18 protein-coding genes are annotated in these 15,118 nt (G+C 65.0%); 10 read left to right on the top strand and 8 right to left on the bottom strand.

Annotation, left to right across the window (positions count from 1 at the left end; genetic code table 11):
- The first annotated feature begins 339 nt into the window (after window positions 1-339).
- The 3 genes from LPJ38_RS10700 to LPJ38_RS10690 all read left to right on the top strand — a co-directional run bounded on the left by LPJ38_RS10700 (window position 340) and on the right by LPJ38_RS10690 (window position 3,334).
- A complete protein-coding gene (locus tag LPJ38_RS10700; RefSeq protein WP_061846638.1) occupies window positions 340-840 on the top strand; it encodes a type III secretion system chaperone family protein in 501 nt (166 codons plus the stop codon).
- A gap of 189 nt (window positions 841-1,029) precedes the next feature.
- Complete coding sequence (gene proC / locus LPJ38_RS10695) at window positions 1,030-1,857, top strand: pyrroline-5-carboxylate reductase (RefSeq protein WP_231088605.1); 828 nt, start codon at window positions 1,030-1,032, stop codon at window positions 1,855-1,857.
- A gap of 67 nt (window positions 1,858-1,924) precedes the next feature.
- A complete protein-coding gene (locus tag LPJ38_RS10690) occupies window positions 1,925-3,334 on the top strand; it encodes an NAD(P)H-dependent oxidoreductase (protein ID WP_145641434.1) in 1,410 nt (469 codons plus the stop codon).
- Here the strand turns inward: LPJ38_RS10690 and LPJ38_RS10685 are convergent.
- The 5 genes from LPJ38_RS10685 to LPJ38_RS10665 all read right to left on the bottom strand — a co-directional run bounded on the left by LPJ38_RS10685 (window position 3,312) and on the right by LPJ38_RS10665 (window position 7,554).
- Window positions 3,312-3,704, bottom strand: coding sequence for a thioesterase family protein (locus LPJ38_RS10685; RefSeq protein WP_145641432.1), 393 nt, complete (start codon window positions 3,702-3,704; stop codon window positions 3,312-3,314). The two genes, LPJ38_RS10690 and LPJ38_RS10685, sit on opposite strands and share 23 nt — an antisense overlap.
- Before the next feature lie 133 nt (window positions 3,705-3,837).
- A complete protein-coding gene (locus tag LPJ38_RS10680) occupies window positions 3,838-4,041 on the bottom strand; it encodes a tautomerase family protein (protein ID WP_145641430.1) in 204 nt (67 codons plus the stop codon).
- A gap of 100 nt (window positions 4,042-4,141) precedes the next feature.
- Entirely contained in the window at window positions 4,142-5,662 is a 1,521-nt protein-coding gene (hisS, locus tag LPJ38_RS10675; RefSeq protein ID WP_145641427.1) for a histidine--tRNA ligase, read from the bottom strand.
- Window positions 5,663-5,817: 155 nt separating this feature from the next.
- On the bottom strand, window positions 5,818-6,342 hold the full coding sequence (locus LPJ38_RS10670; protein ID WP_145641424.1) for a YegJ family protein: 525 nt from the start codon (window positions 6,340-6,342) through the stop codon (window positions 5,818-5,820).
- Window positions 6,343-6,471: 129 nt separating this feature from the next.
- Window positions 6,472-7,554, bottom strand: a complete 1,083-nt coding sequence (locus LPJ38_RS10665; RefSeq protein WP_145641422.1) for a branched-chain amino acid aminotransferase — start codon at window positions 7,552-7,554, stop codon at window positions 6,472-6,474.
- Window positions 7,555-7,893: 339 nt separating this feature from the next.
- On the opposite strand from LPJ38_RS10665, the gene LPJ38_RS10660 reads away from it, so the two are divergent.
- Genes LPJ38_RS10660 through LPJ38_RS10650 form a run of 3 tightly spaced genes read left to right on the top strand, consistent with a single transcriptional unit; the run spans window position 7,894 to window position 10,573 of the window.
- Window positions 7,894-8,436 (top strand): MarR family winged helix-turn-helix transcriptional regulator, encoded by a 543-nt coding sequence (locus tag LPJ38_RS10660; RefSeq protein WP_208750630.1) that lies wholly within the window; start codon window positions 7,894-7,896, stop codon window positions 8,434-8,436.
- Window positions 8,433-9,164: a response regulator gene (locus LPJ38_RS10655; RefSeq protein ID WP_008544428.1), complete on the top strand. Its 732-nt coding sequence runs from the start codon at window positions 8,433-8,435 to the stop codon at window positions 9,162-9,164. The genes LPJ38_RS10660 and LPJ38_RS10655 overlap by 4 nt, the downstream gene beginning before the upstream one ends.
- Before the next feature lie 20 nt (window positions 9,165-9,184).
- Window positions 9,185-10,573 carry an ATP-binding protein gene (locus LPJ38_RS10650; protein WP_145641417.1) on the top strand — a complete coding sequence of 463 codons (1,389 nt, stop codon included), beginning with the start codon at window positions 9,185-9,187 and terminating at the stop codon, window positions 10,571-10,573.
- Between the two features lie 12 nt (window positions 10,574-10,585).
- On the opposite strand, the gene LPJ38_RS10645 is transcribed toward LPJ38_RS10650, so the two are convergent.
- A complete protein-coding gene (locus LPJ38_RS10645; protein ID WP_145641414.1) occupies window positions 10,586-11,116 on the bottom strand; it encodes a DUF3617 domain-containing protein in 531 nt (176 codons plus the stop codon).
- A gap of 44 nt (window positions 11,117-11,160) precedes the next feature.
- Window positions 11,161-11,460 carry a hypothetical protein gene (locus LPJ38_RS10640; protein WP_060734888.1) on the bottom strand — a complete coding sequence of 100 codons (300 nt, stop codon included), beginning with the start codon at window positions 11,458-11,460 and terminating at the stop codon, window positions 11,161-11,163.
- A 185-nt stretch (window positions 11,461-11,645) separates the two neighbouring features.
- On the opposite strand from LPJ38_RS10640, the gene LPJ38_RS10635 reads away from it, so the two are divergent.
- The 4 genes from LPJ38_RS10635 to LPJ38_RS10620 all read left to right on the top strand — a co-directional run bounded on the left by LPJ38_RS10635 (window position 11,646) and on the right by LPJ38_RS10620 (window position 14,429).
- Complete coding sequence (locus LPJ38_RS10635; RefSeq protein WP_167520734.1) at window positions 11,646-12,107, top strand: hypothetical protein; 462 nt, start codon at window positions 11,646-11,648, stop codon at window positions 12,105-12,107.
- Between the two features lie 105 nt (window positions 12,108-12,212).
- Window positions 12,213-12,917, top strand: coding sequence for a ribonuclease T2 family protein (locus tag LPJ38_RS10630; protein ID WP_145641409.1), 705 nt, complete (start codon window positions 12,213-12,215; stop codon window positions 12,915-12,917).
- Window positions 12,918-13,071: 154 nt separating this feature from the next.
- On the top strand, window positions 13,072-13,932 hold the full coding sequence (locus tag LPJ38_RS10625; RefSeq protein ID WP_145641406.1) for a 23S rRNA (adenine(2030)-N(6))-methyltransferase RlmJ: 861 nt from the start codon (window positions 13,072-13,074) through the stop codon (window positions 13,930-13,932).
- Window positions 13,933-14,213: 281 nt separating this feature from the next.
- The gene (locus tag LPJ38_RS10620; protein WP_008544396.1) at window positions 14,214-14,429 is read left to right on the top strand and encodes a cold-shock protein; all 216 of its coding nucleotides are present in this window, start codon (window positions 14,214-14,216) and stop codon (window positions 14,427-14,429) included.
- Between the two features lie 65 nt (window positions 14,430-14,494).
- On the opposite strand, the gene LPJ38_RS10615 is transcribed toward LPJ38_RS10620, so the two are convergent.
- The gene (locus LPJ38_RS10615) at window positions 14,495-15,115 is read right to left on the bottom strand and encodes an outer membrane protein (protein ID WP_060734880.1); all 621 of its coding nucleotides are present in this window, start codon (window positions 15,113-15,115) and stop codon (window positions 14,495-14,497) included.
- Window positions 15,116-15,118 lie beyond the last annotated feature (3 nt).

The following is a 15,118-nucleotide window of genomic DNA, read 5'->3' as shown; positions in this document are numbered from 1 at the left end:
CGGGACGGAATTTGAGGCTTGGCGCCCCTTCCGCGCGAATCCGATTCCGGTTTGTTCTCCTCCACGGGATTGCGGCCTCCTGCGTTAAGAATTGTGGCGGAGATGAGCTGTGGACGAACGAGTCCTGGCTTGTGGACGGACTCGGGACCCCGTTGCGCAGATTCCGCAAATCACATCACTTGATCCGCGACAGGCCCGCGCTGATCCAAGGGGATCGCAAGAGCGACACCGAGGAATCGCAGCAGCGCTTCCGAGGGGCTCGCTAGCGACGTTGAGGGAGTTCGCCGGGCCAGCCGCGTGCGTATCAAACACAACAAGAAGGCAAGAGGTCGAGACGGCATGTCCCTGCTCGAAGGCACTATCGATTCCAAAAGCCATCCGCTCGCGGTGGTCGAGGATATCGCTGCCAGCAACAACTGGCCGTTCGAACGCTCCGGCGAAGACGAACTCACGATTGTCTCGAAGGGACAATGGACCGACTACCAGCTCTCCTTCACCTGGATGGGCGAGATCGAGGCGCTGCATCTGGCCTGCGCCTTCGACATGAAGATTCCGCCGGCGCGGCGCGGCGAGGTGCAGCGGCTCGTCGCCGCCGTGAACGAGCAGCTGTGGGTCGGCCATTTCGATTTGTGGACCAACACCGGCATGGTCATGCACCGTCAGGCGCTGGTGCTGCCGGGCGGCCTCACCGCCTCGACCGCGCAGTGCGAAGCCATGCTCGCCGGCGCCATCCACGCCTGCGAGCGCTACTTCCCGGCGTTCCAGTTCGTGGTGTGGGCCGGCAAGACCACGACCGAGGCGATGGACGCCGCGATGTTCGATACGGTGGGAGAGGCGTAAAGCCTGCTCTTCGGCAAGTGTGGAGGTCCACTTCTCCTCCTCATCGTCGTCCCTGCGAACGCAGAACCCATACCGCGCGATGCCCCTCGTGGCACAACGCTTGTTGCTCCGCCTTCCATCCACTAGAACCGCCTGTGGTTATGGGTCCCTGCGTTCGCAGGGACGACACCTTTTGCTCGGGTGATCACAGTGGCAGACAACAACCTCCTCCAAGATATCACCGGCACCATCTTGCTTGCCGGCGCCGGCAAGATGGGCGGCGCGATGCTGACCGGCTGGCTGGCGGGCGGGCTCGATCCGCACCGCGTTGCGGTGATCGATCCGCAGGTCTCGCCCGAGATCACTGCGCTCGCGGCCAAGGGCGTTGCGCTCAATCCGGACGCGAAGGCGGCTGGTCCGGTCGAGACGCTGGTCGTCGCGGTGAAGCCGCAGATGTTCCGTGAGGCCGGCGCCAAGCTGAAGGCGTTCGTCTCGGACAAAACGTCGGTGGTCTCGATCATGGCGGGCACCACGATCGCATCGCTCGAAGAAGGGTGCGGCGGCGCCGTGGTGCGCGCGATGCCGAACACGCCGGCCGCGATCGGCCGCGGCATCACCGTTGCCGTCGCCGCACAGAATGTCAGCGCCGCACAGCGCGCGGTGGCCGATGCGCTGCTGCGCGCCACCGGCGCGGTGGAATGGGTCGAGGACGAAGGCCTGATGGACGCGGTGACCGCCGTGTCCGGCTCGGGCCCGGCCTATGTATTCCTGCTCGCCGAGGAGCTCGCCCGCGCCGGCCTCGAGGCGGGATTGCCCGAAGCACTGGCGACGAAGCTTGCGCGCGCGACGGTCGCCGGCTCCGGCGAGCTGCTGCACCAGTCCGACCTTCCCTCCGCCACGCTGCGCCAGAACGTCACCTCACCCGGCGGCACCACCGCGGCAGCGCTCGGCGTGCTGATGGGCGAGCCCGGCCTGCGCGAATTGATGATCCGCGCGATCGCGGCGGCGGCGACGCGCTCGAAGGAATTGGCGAAGTAGGCAGGCGCTTCGGCCTTCCCGGGCGGCCGGATGCCGATCCCGGCTGTTGACGGTAGGGAGAGCGATCGTGAACCTCTACGCGAAACTTCTCGAACGACAGGCCGAGGGTCGCCCCATCCGGATCGGGCTGATCGGGGCGGGCAAGTTCGGTGCGATGTACCTGCATCAGGTTCTGCGCACGCCGGGCGTCCATCTCGTCGGAATTGCGGACCTGTCCCTCTCGCGCGCCCGCGAAAACCTGGACCGCGTCGGCTGGCGCCCGGAGCAATTCGCAGCAAGCTCGCTCGAAGATGCGCTCAAGACCGGCACGACCTTCCTGACCGACGATTGGGAAGTGCTGGTGAGGTGCGAGGGCATCGAGGTGATCGCCGAATGCACCGGCAATCCCGTCGCGGGGGTCGAACATTGCCTTCGCGCCTTTGCTTCGGGCAAGGCCGTCATCAATGTGACCGTCGAGGCCGACGCCTTCTGCGGACCCATTCTGGCCCAAAGAGCCAGGCAGGCGGGCGTGATCTATAGCCTCGCCTATGGCGATCAGCCGGCGCTGGCCTGCGACCTCGTCGATTGGGCAAGGGCCTGCGGTTTCCCGGTCGTGGCGGCCGGCCGCGGCCACAAATGGCTGCCGCACTACCGGGAATCGACGCCCGAAACGGTCTGGGATCACTGGGGACTCACCGCCGAGCAGGCCGCGCGCGGCGGCATGAATCCAAAAATGTTCAACGCGTTCCTCGACGGCTCCAAGCCGGCGATCGAATCTGCCGCGATCGCGAACGCAACCGGGCTGGCTGCGCCTTCGCAAGGCCTCGCATTCCCGCCGGGTTCGGTCGACGACATCCCGACGCTGATGCGCCCCCGTTCCGAGGGCGGCATTTTGGAAGCCAAGGGCCAGGTCGAAGTCGTGTCCTGCTTGACGACCGAAGGCAAACCGATCCCCAACGACATCCGCAAGGGTGTCTGGGTCTGTTTCGAAGGCGACAGCGATTACATCCGCAACTGCTTCCAGGAATACAGCGTCGTCACCGATCCAAGCGGGCGTTACATGAGCTCCTACAAGAAGTGGCATCTCATAGGTCTGGAGCTCGGAATTTCGGTGGCCTCGATCGCTCTGCGTAAGGAGGCGACAGGGTTCGCGACGACGTTTAACGCCGATGTTGCCGCAACCGCCAAGAAGAACCTGCGCGAGGGAGATCTGCTCGACGGGGAAGGCGGCTACACTGTCTTCGGAAAGCTGACGCCGGCCAGCACCTCGCTTGCGAAGGGCTATCTCCCGCTCGGGCTTGCACACAATGTGCGATTGACCAGGGCGGTCGCCAAGGACTCCTGCATCACCTGGGCCGATGTGGCGATTGACGAGACGCTGCCTGCCGTACGTGTCCGCCGGGAGCAGGAAGCGTTCTATTCATCGCCGGGAGCGCGCAGGGTAGGTCAAGCGAAGTCGCGCCGAGCGGGTTGCGCTACGCCCCCAACCGCTTGTTGAACATCTCGACGTTGACGAGCCCGCGGGCGTGGCGGCCCTCGCCGAGCTTGCGCGTGCCCTCGAACGCTTCGACCTCGAAGCGGATGACGCGACGCTCGACCGCGACCACCTTCGCGGTGGTCCGCACCGTGGCTCCCACGAGCGCGGCTGCGAGATGGCGGATGTCGACCTCGGTGCCAACCGTGACCCAGCCCGGCTGGAGCGCAGAGCGGATCGCATCGCCCGACGTCATCTCCATCTCCAGGATCATCATCGGGGTCGCATAGACCATGGGCATGCCGGGCACGAAATGCCCGACCGTGCGCTCCGCCGGGACCACCAGCGTGCGCTCTGCGCTCATGCCGATCGTGATGAAGTCGCGTGCGTCCATGGATGCTTGCTCGTCATTCCGGGCGCGCAAAGCGCGAACCCGGAATCCAGAGATTGCCGATCGAGATTCCCCAATGCGCGGTTGCGCATTGTCGTTCAGCCCTGACGGGCTGCCCCGGAATGACGCTGACGCGTCACTTCTTAGCGGCCGCCGCGCGCTCAACGAACGTCTTGCCGCCCTTCATCTTGTGGCGGAGCGGGGCTTCGTTGATCTGGATGACGACGGCATCGGCGTCGACGCCGAGATTCGTCACCAGTGCCTGGGTGATGTCGCGCATCATGCCGGCCTTCTGCTCGTCGGTGCGGCCTTCGGCCATGCTGATGGTGATCTCAGGCATTTTTCTCTCCCTTGCGGCCGGACGCCGGCCATTGACGGTCGTCATCAAACAAGACGCGGATGCCCGGGACAAGCCCGGGCATGACGGCTTGGCGGAATGGCTATCCCCAATTTACGTCATGGCGCGCCAGGACCTCGCGCACCCTGGCGACGAGATCGGCTTCGCTGCACGAGAACTGCGCGGGACGGGTCTCGCGCCATTCCTGGTTGGAGGCGATCGCGGCGGCAGCCTTCGCACCCTCGATCAGGTCCTTGACCTGCACTTCGCCGCGCGTCTTCTCATCCGAACCCTGGATGATGACGCAAGGTGAGTTGCGTCGGTCGGCATATTTGAGCTGGTTGCCCATGTTCTTGGGGTTGCCGAGATAGAGCTCGGCGCGGATGCCGGCGCTACGCAGGGATGCGACCATCCTCTGATAGTCGGCGACGCGGTCGCGGTCGAACACGGTAACGACGACGGGTCCGAATTCGGGCCGCGTGTCGAGCTTGCCGAGCAGCGTCAGCGCGGCCTGGAGCCGGGACACGCCGATCGAGAAACCGGTCGCCGGCACCGGCTCGCCGCGGAAGCGCGAGACGAGGCCGTCATAGCGGCCGCCACCACCGACCGAGCCGAAGCGCACGGGGCGGCCCTTCTCGTCCTTGGTCTCGAGCAGCAGTTCGACCTCGTAGACGGGGCCGGTGTAATATTCGAGGCCGCGCACGACGGATGGATCGATCTTGATGCGGTCAGCGCCGTACCCCGACGCGGTGACCAGCTTTGCAATCTCTTCCAGCTCGCTGACGCCGGCCTGACCGACCGCGCTCTTGGCGAGGTAGGTTTCTGCGGCGGCAATGGCATCTTTCCAATCGTCGCGGGGCCTGGTGATGGCGAGAACGACATCGGCCTCAGCTTCGCTGAGATTGGCGCCTTTGGTGAAGTCGCCCTTGCCTTCTTCGCCGCCGTCCCATCGTCCCGGACCGAGCAGCTTGCGCACTTCGTCTGCGGAAAACTTGTCGAGCTTGTCGATCGCGCGCAGCACGATGAGCCTTCGTCCGGCGTTCTCGTCACCGCCGAGGCCGATGGCTTCCAGAACACCGTCGAGCACTTTTCGATTGTTCACCTTCACGACATAGGAGCCGCGCGCAATGCCGAGCGCCTCCATCGTGTCCGCGGCCATCATGCAGATCTCGGCGTCAGCTGCCGGCGTCGCCGAGCCCACCGTGTCGGCATCGAACTGCATGAACTGGCGGAAGCGGCCGGGGCCGGGCTTTTCGTTGCGGAAGACATAGCCGACGCGATAGCTGCGATAGGGCAGGACCAGACCATCAGTGCCGTAGCGCTCGCCGACATAGCGCGCGAGCGGCGCGGTCAGATCGTAGCGCAGGCTGATCCATTGCTCGTCGTCGTCCTGGAACGAGAACACGCCCTCGTTCGGACGATCCTGGTCCGGCAGGAACTTGCCGAGCGCGTCGGTGTATTCCATCGCCGGCGTTTCCACGGGCTCGAACCCGTAGAGCTCGTAGACGGCGCGGATCTTCTCGACCATCTCGCGCGTCGCCCGGATCGCGGCGGGATCGCGATCCTCCAGCCCGCGCGGCAGGCGCGCCTTCAGTTTCTGGGGTTTTTTGGATTTCTCGGCCATGCGGGCGTTTACCAGCCGGGGCGCAAGGCGGCAACCGGCCTATCCGCCGAACTCGTCATGGCCGGGCTTGGCCCGGCCATCCACGTACCGGGCCAACGGCAGCAAAGACGTGGAAGCCCGGGCATAGCGGAGTGTGCGACAAAGGGTTGAGCCGCCTACGGCTGCTCCATCCGCGCCCGGATGGCATCCGCATCCGCCTTCGGCAGTGACTTCAGGGTCGGCTTGATGGTTTCGCCGCCGACGATCTTGCCGTTGCGCGTGAACATCCAGTCCGAGATGTCAGCCTCGCCGAACGCGACTTTGTCCCCGGCCCGCTTGCCCGCCAGGTCGCGGGGCTCGTTGGCCAAGAGTCCGCTAAAAGTCCCATCGGGTTGCTTCTTCACGTCGCCAACCCAAATGTGCTCGCCGCCCTTGCGGGTCGAGAAGCGGACCTTCAGGGCGTGTCCGGCTTCCGACGGCTTTGGCGATCCATAAGAGCTCCAGAAGGTCGACAGCGTAGCGCGGCCCCGCTCGATCGCCGCATTCATCTCCGCATCGGCGGTCGGCACTGTCACGATCGGCGAGCGGTCTTGCGCGACAACCTCGTGCGTGGGGCCGATGGTCAGGATGCCAATGACGCAGACGCCGGTGATCGCGGCGAGAACGACCCATTTCATGGGTTGGGAGAGCTTTGCGGCCATGATCGCGATGTCCTGATGTCTGATGTGTCCAGACTTTGTCGCATGTCGGCAACGGCACGTTCAGTGCGCAAAAAACCACAAGCGATGCGCGTTTCCCCTTGGCGGAAGAGGGAAACGCGTTGCTCCCGATCAAAGCACCTTGCGGATCCAGTTGTGCGGATCGTTGGTGCGGCCGTACTGGATGTCGACAAGCTGCTTGCGCAGGCCCATGGCGACGGGGCCGGCGGCGCCGCCGCCGATCTCGAAATCGCCGCTGACCGAACGCACCTTGCCGATCGGCGAGATCACGGCCGCGGTGCCGCAGGCGAAAGCTTCCTTGAGCTTGCCGGAGGCGGCATCCTTGCGCCACTGGTCGAGCGTATACGGCTCCTCGCGCACGGTCTTTCCGGCATCGCGGGCGAGCGCGATGATGGAGTCGCGGGTGATGCCGGGCAGGATGGTGCCGAGCGGCGGCGTCGAGAGCGAGCCGTCATCGAACACGAAGAACACGTTCATGCCGCCGAGCTCCTCGATGTAGCGGCGCTCGACCGCGTCGAGGAAGACGACCTGGTCGCAGCCATGCTGGATCGCTTCGGCCTGCGCACGCAGGCTCGCGGCATAATTGCCGCCGCATTTGACGGCGCCGGTGCCGCCGATTGCGGCGCGCGTGTAGTTCTCCGAGACCCAGATCGAGACCGGCGCAGGCCCGCCCTTGAAATAGGAGCCCACCGGCGAGGCGATGACTGCGAAGATGTATTCGGAGGACGGCTTGACGCCGAGGAAGGTCTCGCTCGCGATCATGAAGGGACGCAGGTAGAGGCTGCCCTCGCCGCCCGGCATCCAGGCGCGGTCGATGCGCACGACCTGCTCCACCGCCTCGATGAAGACGTCTTCGGGGAGCTGGGCCATCGCCATGCGATCCGCCGAGTCCTTGAAGCGTCGTGCATTGGCGTCGGGGCGGAACAGGTTCACGCCGCCGTCGTCGCGCTTGTAGGCCTTGAGACCTTCGAAGATTTCCTGCGCGTAGTGCAGCACCGCGCCGGCCGGATCGAGCTGGAAGTTGGCGCGGGCCTCGATCTTCGCCTCGTACCAGCCGCCCTTGGCCTGGTTGTAGCGGACGATCGCCATGTGGTCGGTGAAGACCCGCCCGAAGCCGGGATCCACCAGCTTGGCGACGCGGTCCTTCTCCGGCGTCGGATTGGATGCGGGCTGGATGTCGAATGTCATGGTCATGTCCTTGGCTCCCGCTGCCGGTATCGGCGCTGTTCTGGCGCCGGCCCGCCCTGTTTCGGACCGGCTGGCTTCATTAGGTGTCTGGCCGGACAACCGCCAGCCTTGTTACGGCCGGTTTCCCGTGGCCAGCATGTCGCCGAGGACATGCTTTTGCGGAAGGCGGAAGTCCAGTATGTTTTGCCGAAATGCCGCTCGACAATCGCACGGTAGACCTGCTCCGGCCGTCGTCGCCTGTCCGGCTCCTTCCGCCGTCCCTGCTTCGACGCCGCCCGCCGCGAAACGATCTAAAATTTCGTGCGGGCTGATCGTTTTGTAACATTGAACCCAAGATACGTCAATATGCCTGACATAAATTTCGCAAGCTCCTCACAAGACGCCGCCGAGCCCCGGCCGGCCGCAGGCGATGGAGGCAATTTGCGCTGGGATATCATCGAGCTGCTGTTCTTCGCCTATCGCGATTTCGTCGGCGATCCCGACCAGGAGCTGGAGGCATTCGGCTTCGGCCGGGCCCATCATCGGGTCATGCACTTCGTCTACCGCTATCCCGGGCTCAAGGTCGCCGACCTCCTCGACGTTCTGCGCATCACCAAACAGTCGCTCGGCCGCGTGCTCAAGCAGCTCCTGGACGAGGGCTACATCGTGCAGAAGACCGGCGACAATGACCGCCGCCAGCGCCTGCTCTATGCGACGCCGAAGGGCGAGACGCTGGTGCAGAAGCTCGCCGGCCTCCAGACCACGCGGATCACCAAGGCGCTCGCTGAATTGGCGCCGCAGGATGCCGAGACCGTCAAGCGCTTCCTGCGCGCGATGATCGACCGCGACGATCCGGACAAGGTGCTCGAGACGATCTTCGCTTCCGTCAACAAGGACGCCAAGGAGTGAACGTGCCGCTCGCTGCCACTCTTGCCCGCCCGCCGGCACGTCCGGCCGACGACGCCCCGCACCTCTTGCTGGTCGATGACGACCGCCGCATCCGCGATCTGCTCTCGCGCTTCCTCGCCAGCGAAGGCTATCGCGTCTCGACCGCCGCCAGCGCCAGCGATGCGCGCGCCAAGCTGATGGGCTTGCACTTCGATCTCCTGATCCTCGACGTCATGATGCCCGGCGAGACCGGCTTCGACCTCGCCCGTTTCATTCGCACTTCGTCCTCGGTGCCGATCGTGATGCTGACGGCCCGGCACGAGGCGGAAGCGCGCATCGAGGGCCTTCAGATCGGCGCCGACGACTACGTCGCAAAACCGTTCGAGCCGCGCGAGCTCGCGCTGCGCATCAACAACATCCTCAAACGCGCCGCGCCGCCGCCGCAGGCGGCCACCGTGGACAAGATCGCGTTCGGCCCCTACGTCTACCATCTCGATCGCGGCGAGCTACGCCAGGGCGAGGAGGTCATTCACCTCACCGATCGCGAGCGCGAGATGCTGCGCATCCTGTCGGAGACGCCGGGCGAGACCGTGCCGCGCAGCGCGCTGACCGGCAACGGCAGCGTCAACGAGCGCGCTGTCGACGTGCAGATCAACCGCCTCCGGCGCAAGATCGAGACCGATCCCGCCAACCCCCTATTCCTCCAGGCAGTACGCGGCATCGGCTACCGGCTGGTGGCCTCGCCCTAAACCGCAATGAAGCGCGACCGATGAGCACGATCGATTCCGGCCTGACGCTTCTGAAGAGCGCCGCCGGCCGCGTCTCCGCCGCCAATGGCTGGATGGGCAATGCGTTCAAGGGCTGGATGCCGACCGGCCTCTATGCCCGCGCGCTGCTGATCATGATCGTGCCGATGGTGATCCTGCAATCGGTCGTCGCCTTCGTGTTCATGGAGCGGCACTGGAACACGGTCACCCGCCGCCTGTCGGCCGCTGTCGTGCAGGACATCGCCGCGTTGATCGACGTCTACAAGGGCTATCCGCAGGACAAAGACCGCGACCAGATCCGCCGCATCGCGCAGCAGCGGCTCGGCCTCGTCGTCGATTTTCTTCCCGCCGGCGACATGCCGCCGCCGGGACCGAAACCGTTCTTCTCGCTGCTCGACCAGACGCTGTCGGTGCAGCTCGGCCGCCAGATCGGCCGCTCATTCTGGATCGATACGGTCGGCCGCTCCAACCTGGTCGAGATCCGCATCCAGCTCGACGACGCCGTGATGCGCGTGTTCGCGCAGCGCAGCGCCGCCTACGCCTCGAACTCGGAGATCTTCCTCTTCTGGATGGTCGGCACGTCCTCGATCCTGCTGATCGTCGCCGTGCTGTTCCTGCGCAACCAGATCAAGCCGATCCTTCGGCTCGCGGATGCCGCCGAGAGTTTTGGCAAGGGCCGCGAGGCGCCGAACTTCCGCCCACGAGGCGCGCGCGAGGTGCGGCGCGCCTCGGTCGCGTTCCTCGAAATGAAATCGCGCATCGAGCGCACGATGGAGCAACGCACCGCGATGCTCGCCGGCGTCAGCCATGATCTGCGCACCATCCTGACCCGCTTCAAGCTCGAGCTGGCGCTGATCGGCGACAGCCCCGAGCTCGAGGGCATGCGCAAGGACGTCGACGAGATGTCGATGATGCTGGAGGACTACCTTGCCTTTGCCCGCGGCGATTCCGGCGAGCAGTCGCAGCCGACCGACATGGCGCAAGCTCTCGAAGAATTGCGCAGCGACGCCGAACGTCACGGCCATACCGCGACCGTGGCGTTCCACGGCTTGCCGGTGGTGACGGTGAAGCCGGCTTCGTTCAAGCGCTGCCTCGCCAACCTCGTCACCAACGCCGCGCGCTACGGCAAGGCCATCGCCATCACCGGCCAGCGCGATCACCGTTATCTCACCGTCACGGTCGACGACGACGGCCCGGGCATCCCGGCGCATTTGCGCGAGGAAGTGTTCAAGCCGTTCCTGCGGCTGGACAATGCCCGCAACCAGGACGAAGGCGGCACCGGCCTTGGCCTCGCGATCGCCCGCGACATCGCCCGCTCGCATGGCGGCGACATCACGCTCGGCGACAGCCCGATGGGTGGACTGAGGGCGAGTGTGCGGATTCCGGTGTAGGCGCCGTGGCCTTTATTTCGGCAGCAACGCCTTCAGCTTGTCCATGTCGCGCATGTTCATCTTGAAGCCGCCGGGCATCACGATGTCGCCGGGCTTCTGGTCCGGCTTGCAGGCCCCGAGCCATTTGGCCTGCAGCGTCATGGTGCTGTCGCGCCCCGCAGCACCGGCGACGCCGCCCTTGGCGTGCGAAGTGGTCTTCACCGTGTAGGCCGAATTGAAGTCGCCAGTGATCTCGGCATGCGAGGTCGTGTTGACGCCGGCGGCGCTGCACTCGGAATCGCTGACATAACCGGTCGCGGTCTTCTTGATCTCCTGCTTGGCGCAGATCTGCTTGGCCATCGGGGAGACGTTGTTGCTCATCTCCTTGTCGACGGTCTCGTCGGTGCAATGCTGCATGGTCATCTCGGGCATGGGCGAGCCTGATGTGACCAGTTTCATTTCCCAAAGGCCGGGCTTGCGCACGGGCAGATCGTCGGCGCTGGCGCTGCCTGCCGACAACACGAGACAAGCGGCCGAGCCGAGCAAAGCGAGTTTGCGCGTCATGGGGAAGCTCCCGGCTTGAGAGATTGTGGCGTTACGACGGCTCGTCAGTACAGCGTGCGGATCGGCCGTTCCGCGGCGCCATAGGGCACCCAGCGGCAGGAGAACGAGATGTAGCCGCCCTCATAGGCCTGCACGCCCAAGAATTTCACGACCTTGCCGTAGCGCGCGCAGTGATCGACCGCGACCTGCCGCGCATCGACCTGGGTCGCCATGGAATAAGCGATGATGCCGCCGGTATCGTTGCCCTTGAACGGCGGCACGTAATCGGCGCGCGCCGACTGGCTCGCCGTCAGACCCGAGACAACCAGGCTGGCGAGAAGACCCGCGGCCGCAATGATTCGCATTACCGTCACTCCAATTGGCTGGTCCGCAGTTTACGGTGCCGTGATCGCCATGAAAAGAACTGAAGGCCCGTCAGCGGGGGCGTTGCGGTCAACTCCTGGCGAAGTGTTGCCGCGCTGCACTTGACCTCACCCAACCTTCGCGGCACCGTCCGGCTTCCGCAAGACTTCAACCGTCCGGACTGACCATGCGCGCCCCCTCCCTGAAACCGCTCCGCTTTGCCGCTCTGCTCGGCCTCATGTTCGGGGCGCTGTCGCTCGGCGAGGCCAGGGCTGCCAATCCGCTGGAGCTGAATTTCTGGCTCAGCGGACCGCGCTACGACGGCGCCGTCGTCGATTGCGACCGGGCGCTCCCGACGATCGCCACCCAGTTCTGGGAGAAGGAAAGCACGTTCTGGAATTCCTCGCTGAAGATCACCGGCTTCTCTGCCGTCCGCGAGGTCGCGTTCCGCCCCTGGCAGTCAGACAACATTCCGCGCCGCTATTGCACCGGCGAGGCCATGCTCAACGACGGCAAGATGCGCAAGGTGCACTTCTCGATCATCGAGGATGGCGGTTTTGCCGGCTACGGCAATGGCGTCGAATGGTGCGTCGTCGGCGTCGACCGCAACTGGGCCTACAATCCGGCCTGCCGGGCCGCAAAGCCCTGATTTGGGTCGATCCAGCCGCTAAACGGCGGCTGTCACAATTTTGTTCTTGAAATGTTCCTATCGCCTGCTAGGCTTCCCCGCACAGTCTAGTTGAGGGGCGTTGCCATGTTTCATTCCAGATTGCATTCGTTCTCCCGCCTGGTGATCTCGCTGTCTTTGTCGCTGGTCGTTGCCGCGGGCCTCGCCGCGTTCGCCGGAGACGCAAGGGCCCAGGACAAGCGGCAGAACGCGCCGGGCGAGTTCGATTTCTATGTGCTGGCGCTGTCATGGTCGCCCTCCTTCTGCGAGGAAACTGCCGAGCGCGGCGGCCGCTCGCACATGCAGTGCGGCGGACGCCCTTACGCCTTCGTGGTGCACGGGCTGTGGCCGCAATATGAGAACGGCTTCCCCGAATATTGCCAGCGGCCAGCGCCGCGGCTGAACCGCAACATCGTCTCCTCTATGCTCGACCTGATGCCGGCGCCGGGCCTGATCTTCAACGAATGGGACAAGCACGGCACCTGCTCCGGGCTCGAGGGCCGCAGCTATTTCGAGACGATCCGCAAGGCCCGCGCCGCGATCAAGATTCCGGCTGAATATCTCGACTTGTCGCAAGCCAAGACGGTGGCGCCGGCGGAGGTCGAGGAGGCCTTCGTCAAGGCCAATCCCGGCCTGAGCAATGCCGCCGTCTCGGTCACCTGCAACCGGACACGGCTGTCCGAGGTCCGCATCTGCCTCAACAAGGACCTGCAATTCCGCGCCTGCGACGAACTCGAGCGCCGCGCCTGCCGCCGCGATCAGGTGACGATGCCGCCGATCCGCGGTGGGTAGTTTTGCACACCTAGCGCCGCACCGTCATGGCCGGGCTTGTCCCGGCCATCCACGTTTCACAACTCGGCGCGAAGGACGTGGATGCACGGGACAAGCCCGGGCATGACGAGTAGAAGATGCTGCGCATTCTCTTTTGTGAGCCGCAGATCTTCCCATGAACTACCGCCACGCCTTCCACGCCGGCAGCTTCACCGATGTCATCAAGCACATCGTGTTGGCGCGCATCCTCACTTATTTGCAGGACAAGCCGGCGGCGTTCCGCGTCATCGACACCCATGCCGGCGCCGGCCTCTACGACCTCGACAGCGACGAGGCGCGCCGCGGCGGCGAGTGGCTGACGGGCATTGCACGGCTGATGCAGGCGCGGCTGTCGAACGAGACCGCGGCGCTGACCAAGCCCTATCTCGGCATCGTCCGCGCCTTCAATCCCAAGGGCGAGCTCAGGGCTTATCCGGGCTCGCCGCTGATCGCGCGCGGCCTGCTCCGGCCGCAGGACCGTCTGGTCGCCTGCGAGCTCGAGCCCAAAGCTCGCAAGGCGCTGATCGACGTGCTGCGCCGCGACGAGCAGGCCCGCGTGGTCGACCTCGACGGCTGGATGGCGCTGCCGGCCTTCGTGCCGCCGAAGGAGCGGCGCGGCCTCGTACTGATCGACCCGCCGTTCGAGGCCAAGGACGAGTTCGAGCGGCTCGGCGAGGCCTTCGCGGCGGCCTTCGCGAAATGGCCGACCGGTATCTACGTAATCTGGTATCCCGCCAAGAACCGCCGCGCCACCGACACGCTGGTGCAAACCGTGGCGCGGCTCGCAGCCGCAGCAAAGCCACCCGGAAAATGCCTGCGCCTTGAATTCAGCGTCGCACCGCAGGCAGACAGCACCGCCCTCACCTCCACGGGCCTTCTGATCGTCAACCCGCCCTACACGCTGCACGGCGAGCTCAAGACGATCCTGCCCGAACTCGAAATGCCGCTCGGCCAGGGCGGCGCTGCCAGATTCCGATTGGAGGTGCCCAAGCCTTGAAGCGAAAGCCTTGAAGCCAAAGCCGTAACACTCCGGCATTCTTGGGAAAAATATGTAGGAGCGGTAGTCAATCTGCAGCGAACCGTATTATGCTGTTTCCGTGACTGGCTTTACGTTCCGCTTCCGCGAATGGTTGCGGCGGAGTGAAGGCCTAAGAAAGATCCGGCCGGACCGATGCGGTCCGCCCAAGGATGGCCAGCTCTCCCGGGCTTCGTAAGGCCCGGTCATGTCGCGACGTGAGTCTGCGTCGCGACGGAGGAGCAATGAGGGGGAGTTTCCCGATGGCCATGACGGGAACGGTCAAGTTTTTCAACGGCGAGCGCGGCTACGGTTTCATCAAGCCGGACGACGGTGGTCGTGACGTCTTCGTACATATTACAGCTGTTGAGCGGGCGGGACTGAAGGATCTTGCCGAAGGACAGCGCATTACATTCGAAGTCGAACCGGACAAGAAGGGCAAGGGACCCAAAGCGGTCAACCTGGTGATCCTGTCCTAGCCTGGCGCAAAAAATCCCGGCCGCGAGCGGCCGGGAGTCTGGTCCGGTATTTTCTTCTTCAGCTATCAGAAGCGATAGTTCACGCCTGCGCGGACGACGCTGGCGCTATAGCCGTTCGACACGCCCGTAATTGCGAACTGGCTGGTCGAGAGATCGAAGTAAAGATATTCGAGCTTTGCGCTCCAGTTCGACGTCAGGCCGACTTCCGCACCGGCACCGATGGTCCAGCCCACGGTGGTGTGCGACTCCGTCCAGCCGAAGGTCTGCGCACGCAGCTCGCCGAAGGCGAGGCCCGCGGTGCCGTAGAACAGCACGTTGTTGAAGGAATAGCCGGCGCGGCCGCGCAGAGTGCCGAACCACGGATTGGAGAACTTCCACGGCGCGAAGGTATCGTCGGCACCCGCGGCCTGGATGTCGCCCTCGACGCCGAACACGAACGGGCCGTTCTGGAAGTTGTAACCGGCCTGCACGCCGCCGACGAAGCCGGACGGCTTCACCGGACTGTTGCTGACGGACCCCCACTCGTAGCCGATGTTGCCGCCGAGATAAGGACCGGCCCAGCTATATGCGTTGAGCGGTTGATTGACGGTATAGGGCGCACGCTGCCCATAGAGATCGGCGGCCCCTGCCGAAGCTGTCCAGCCGGCTGCAACCAACGCGGCTGCGCCCACAACGAGCCTCTTCATCAC

The organism is Bradyrhizobium daqingense, assembly GCF_021044685.1.
GTDB lineage: Bacteria > Pseudomonadota > Alphaproteobacteria > Rhizobiales > Xanthobacteraceae > Bradyrhizobium > Bradyrhizobium daqingense.
This window is presented reverse-complemented; position numbering and strand designations above follow the sequence as displayed.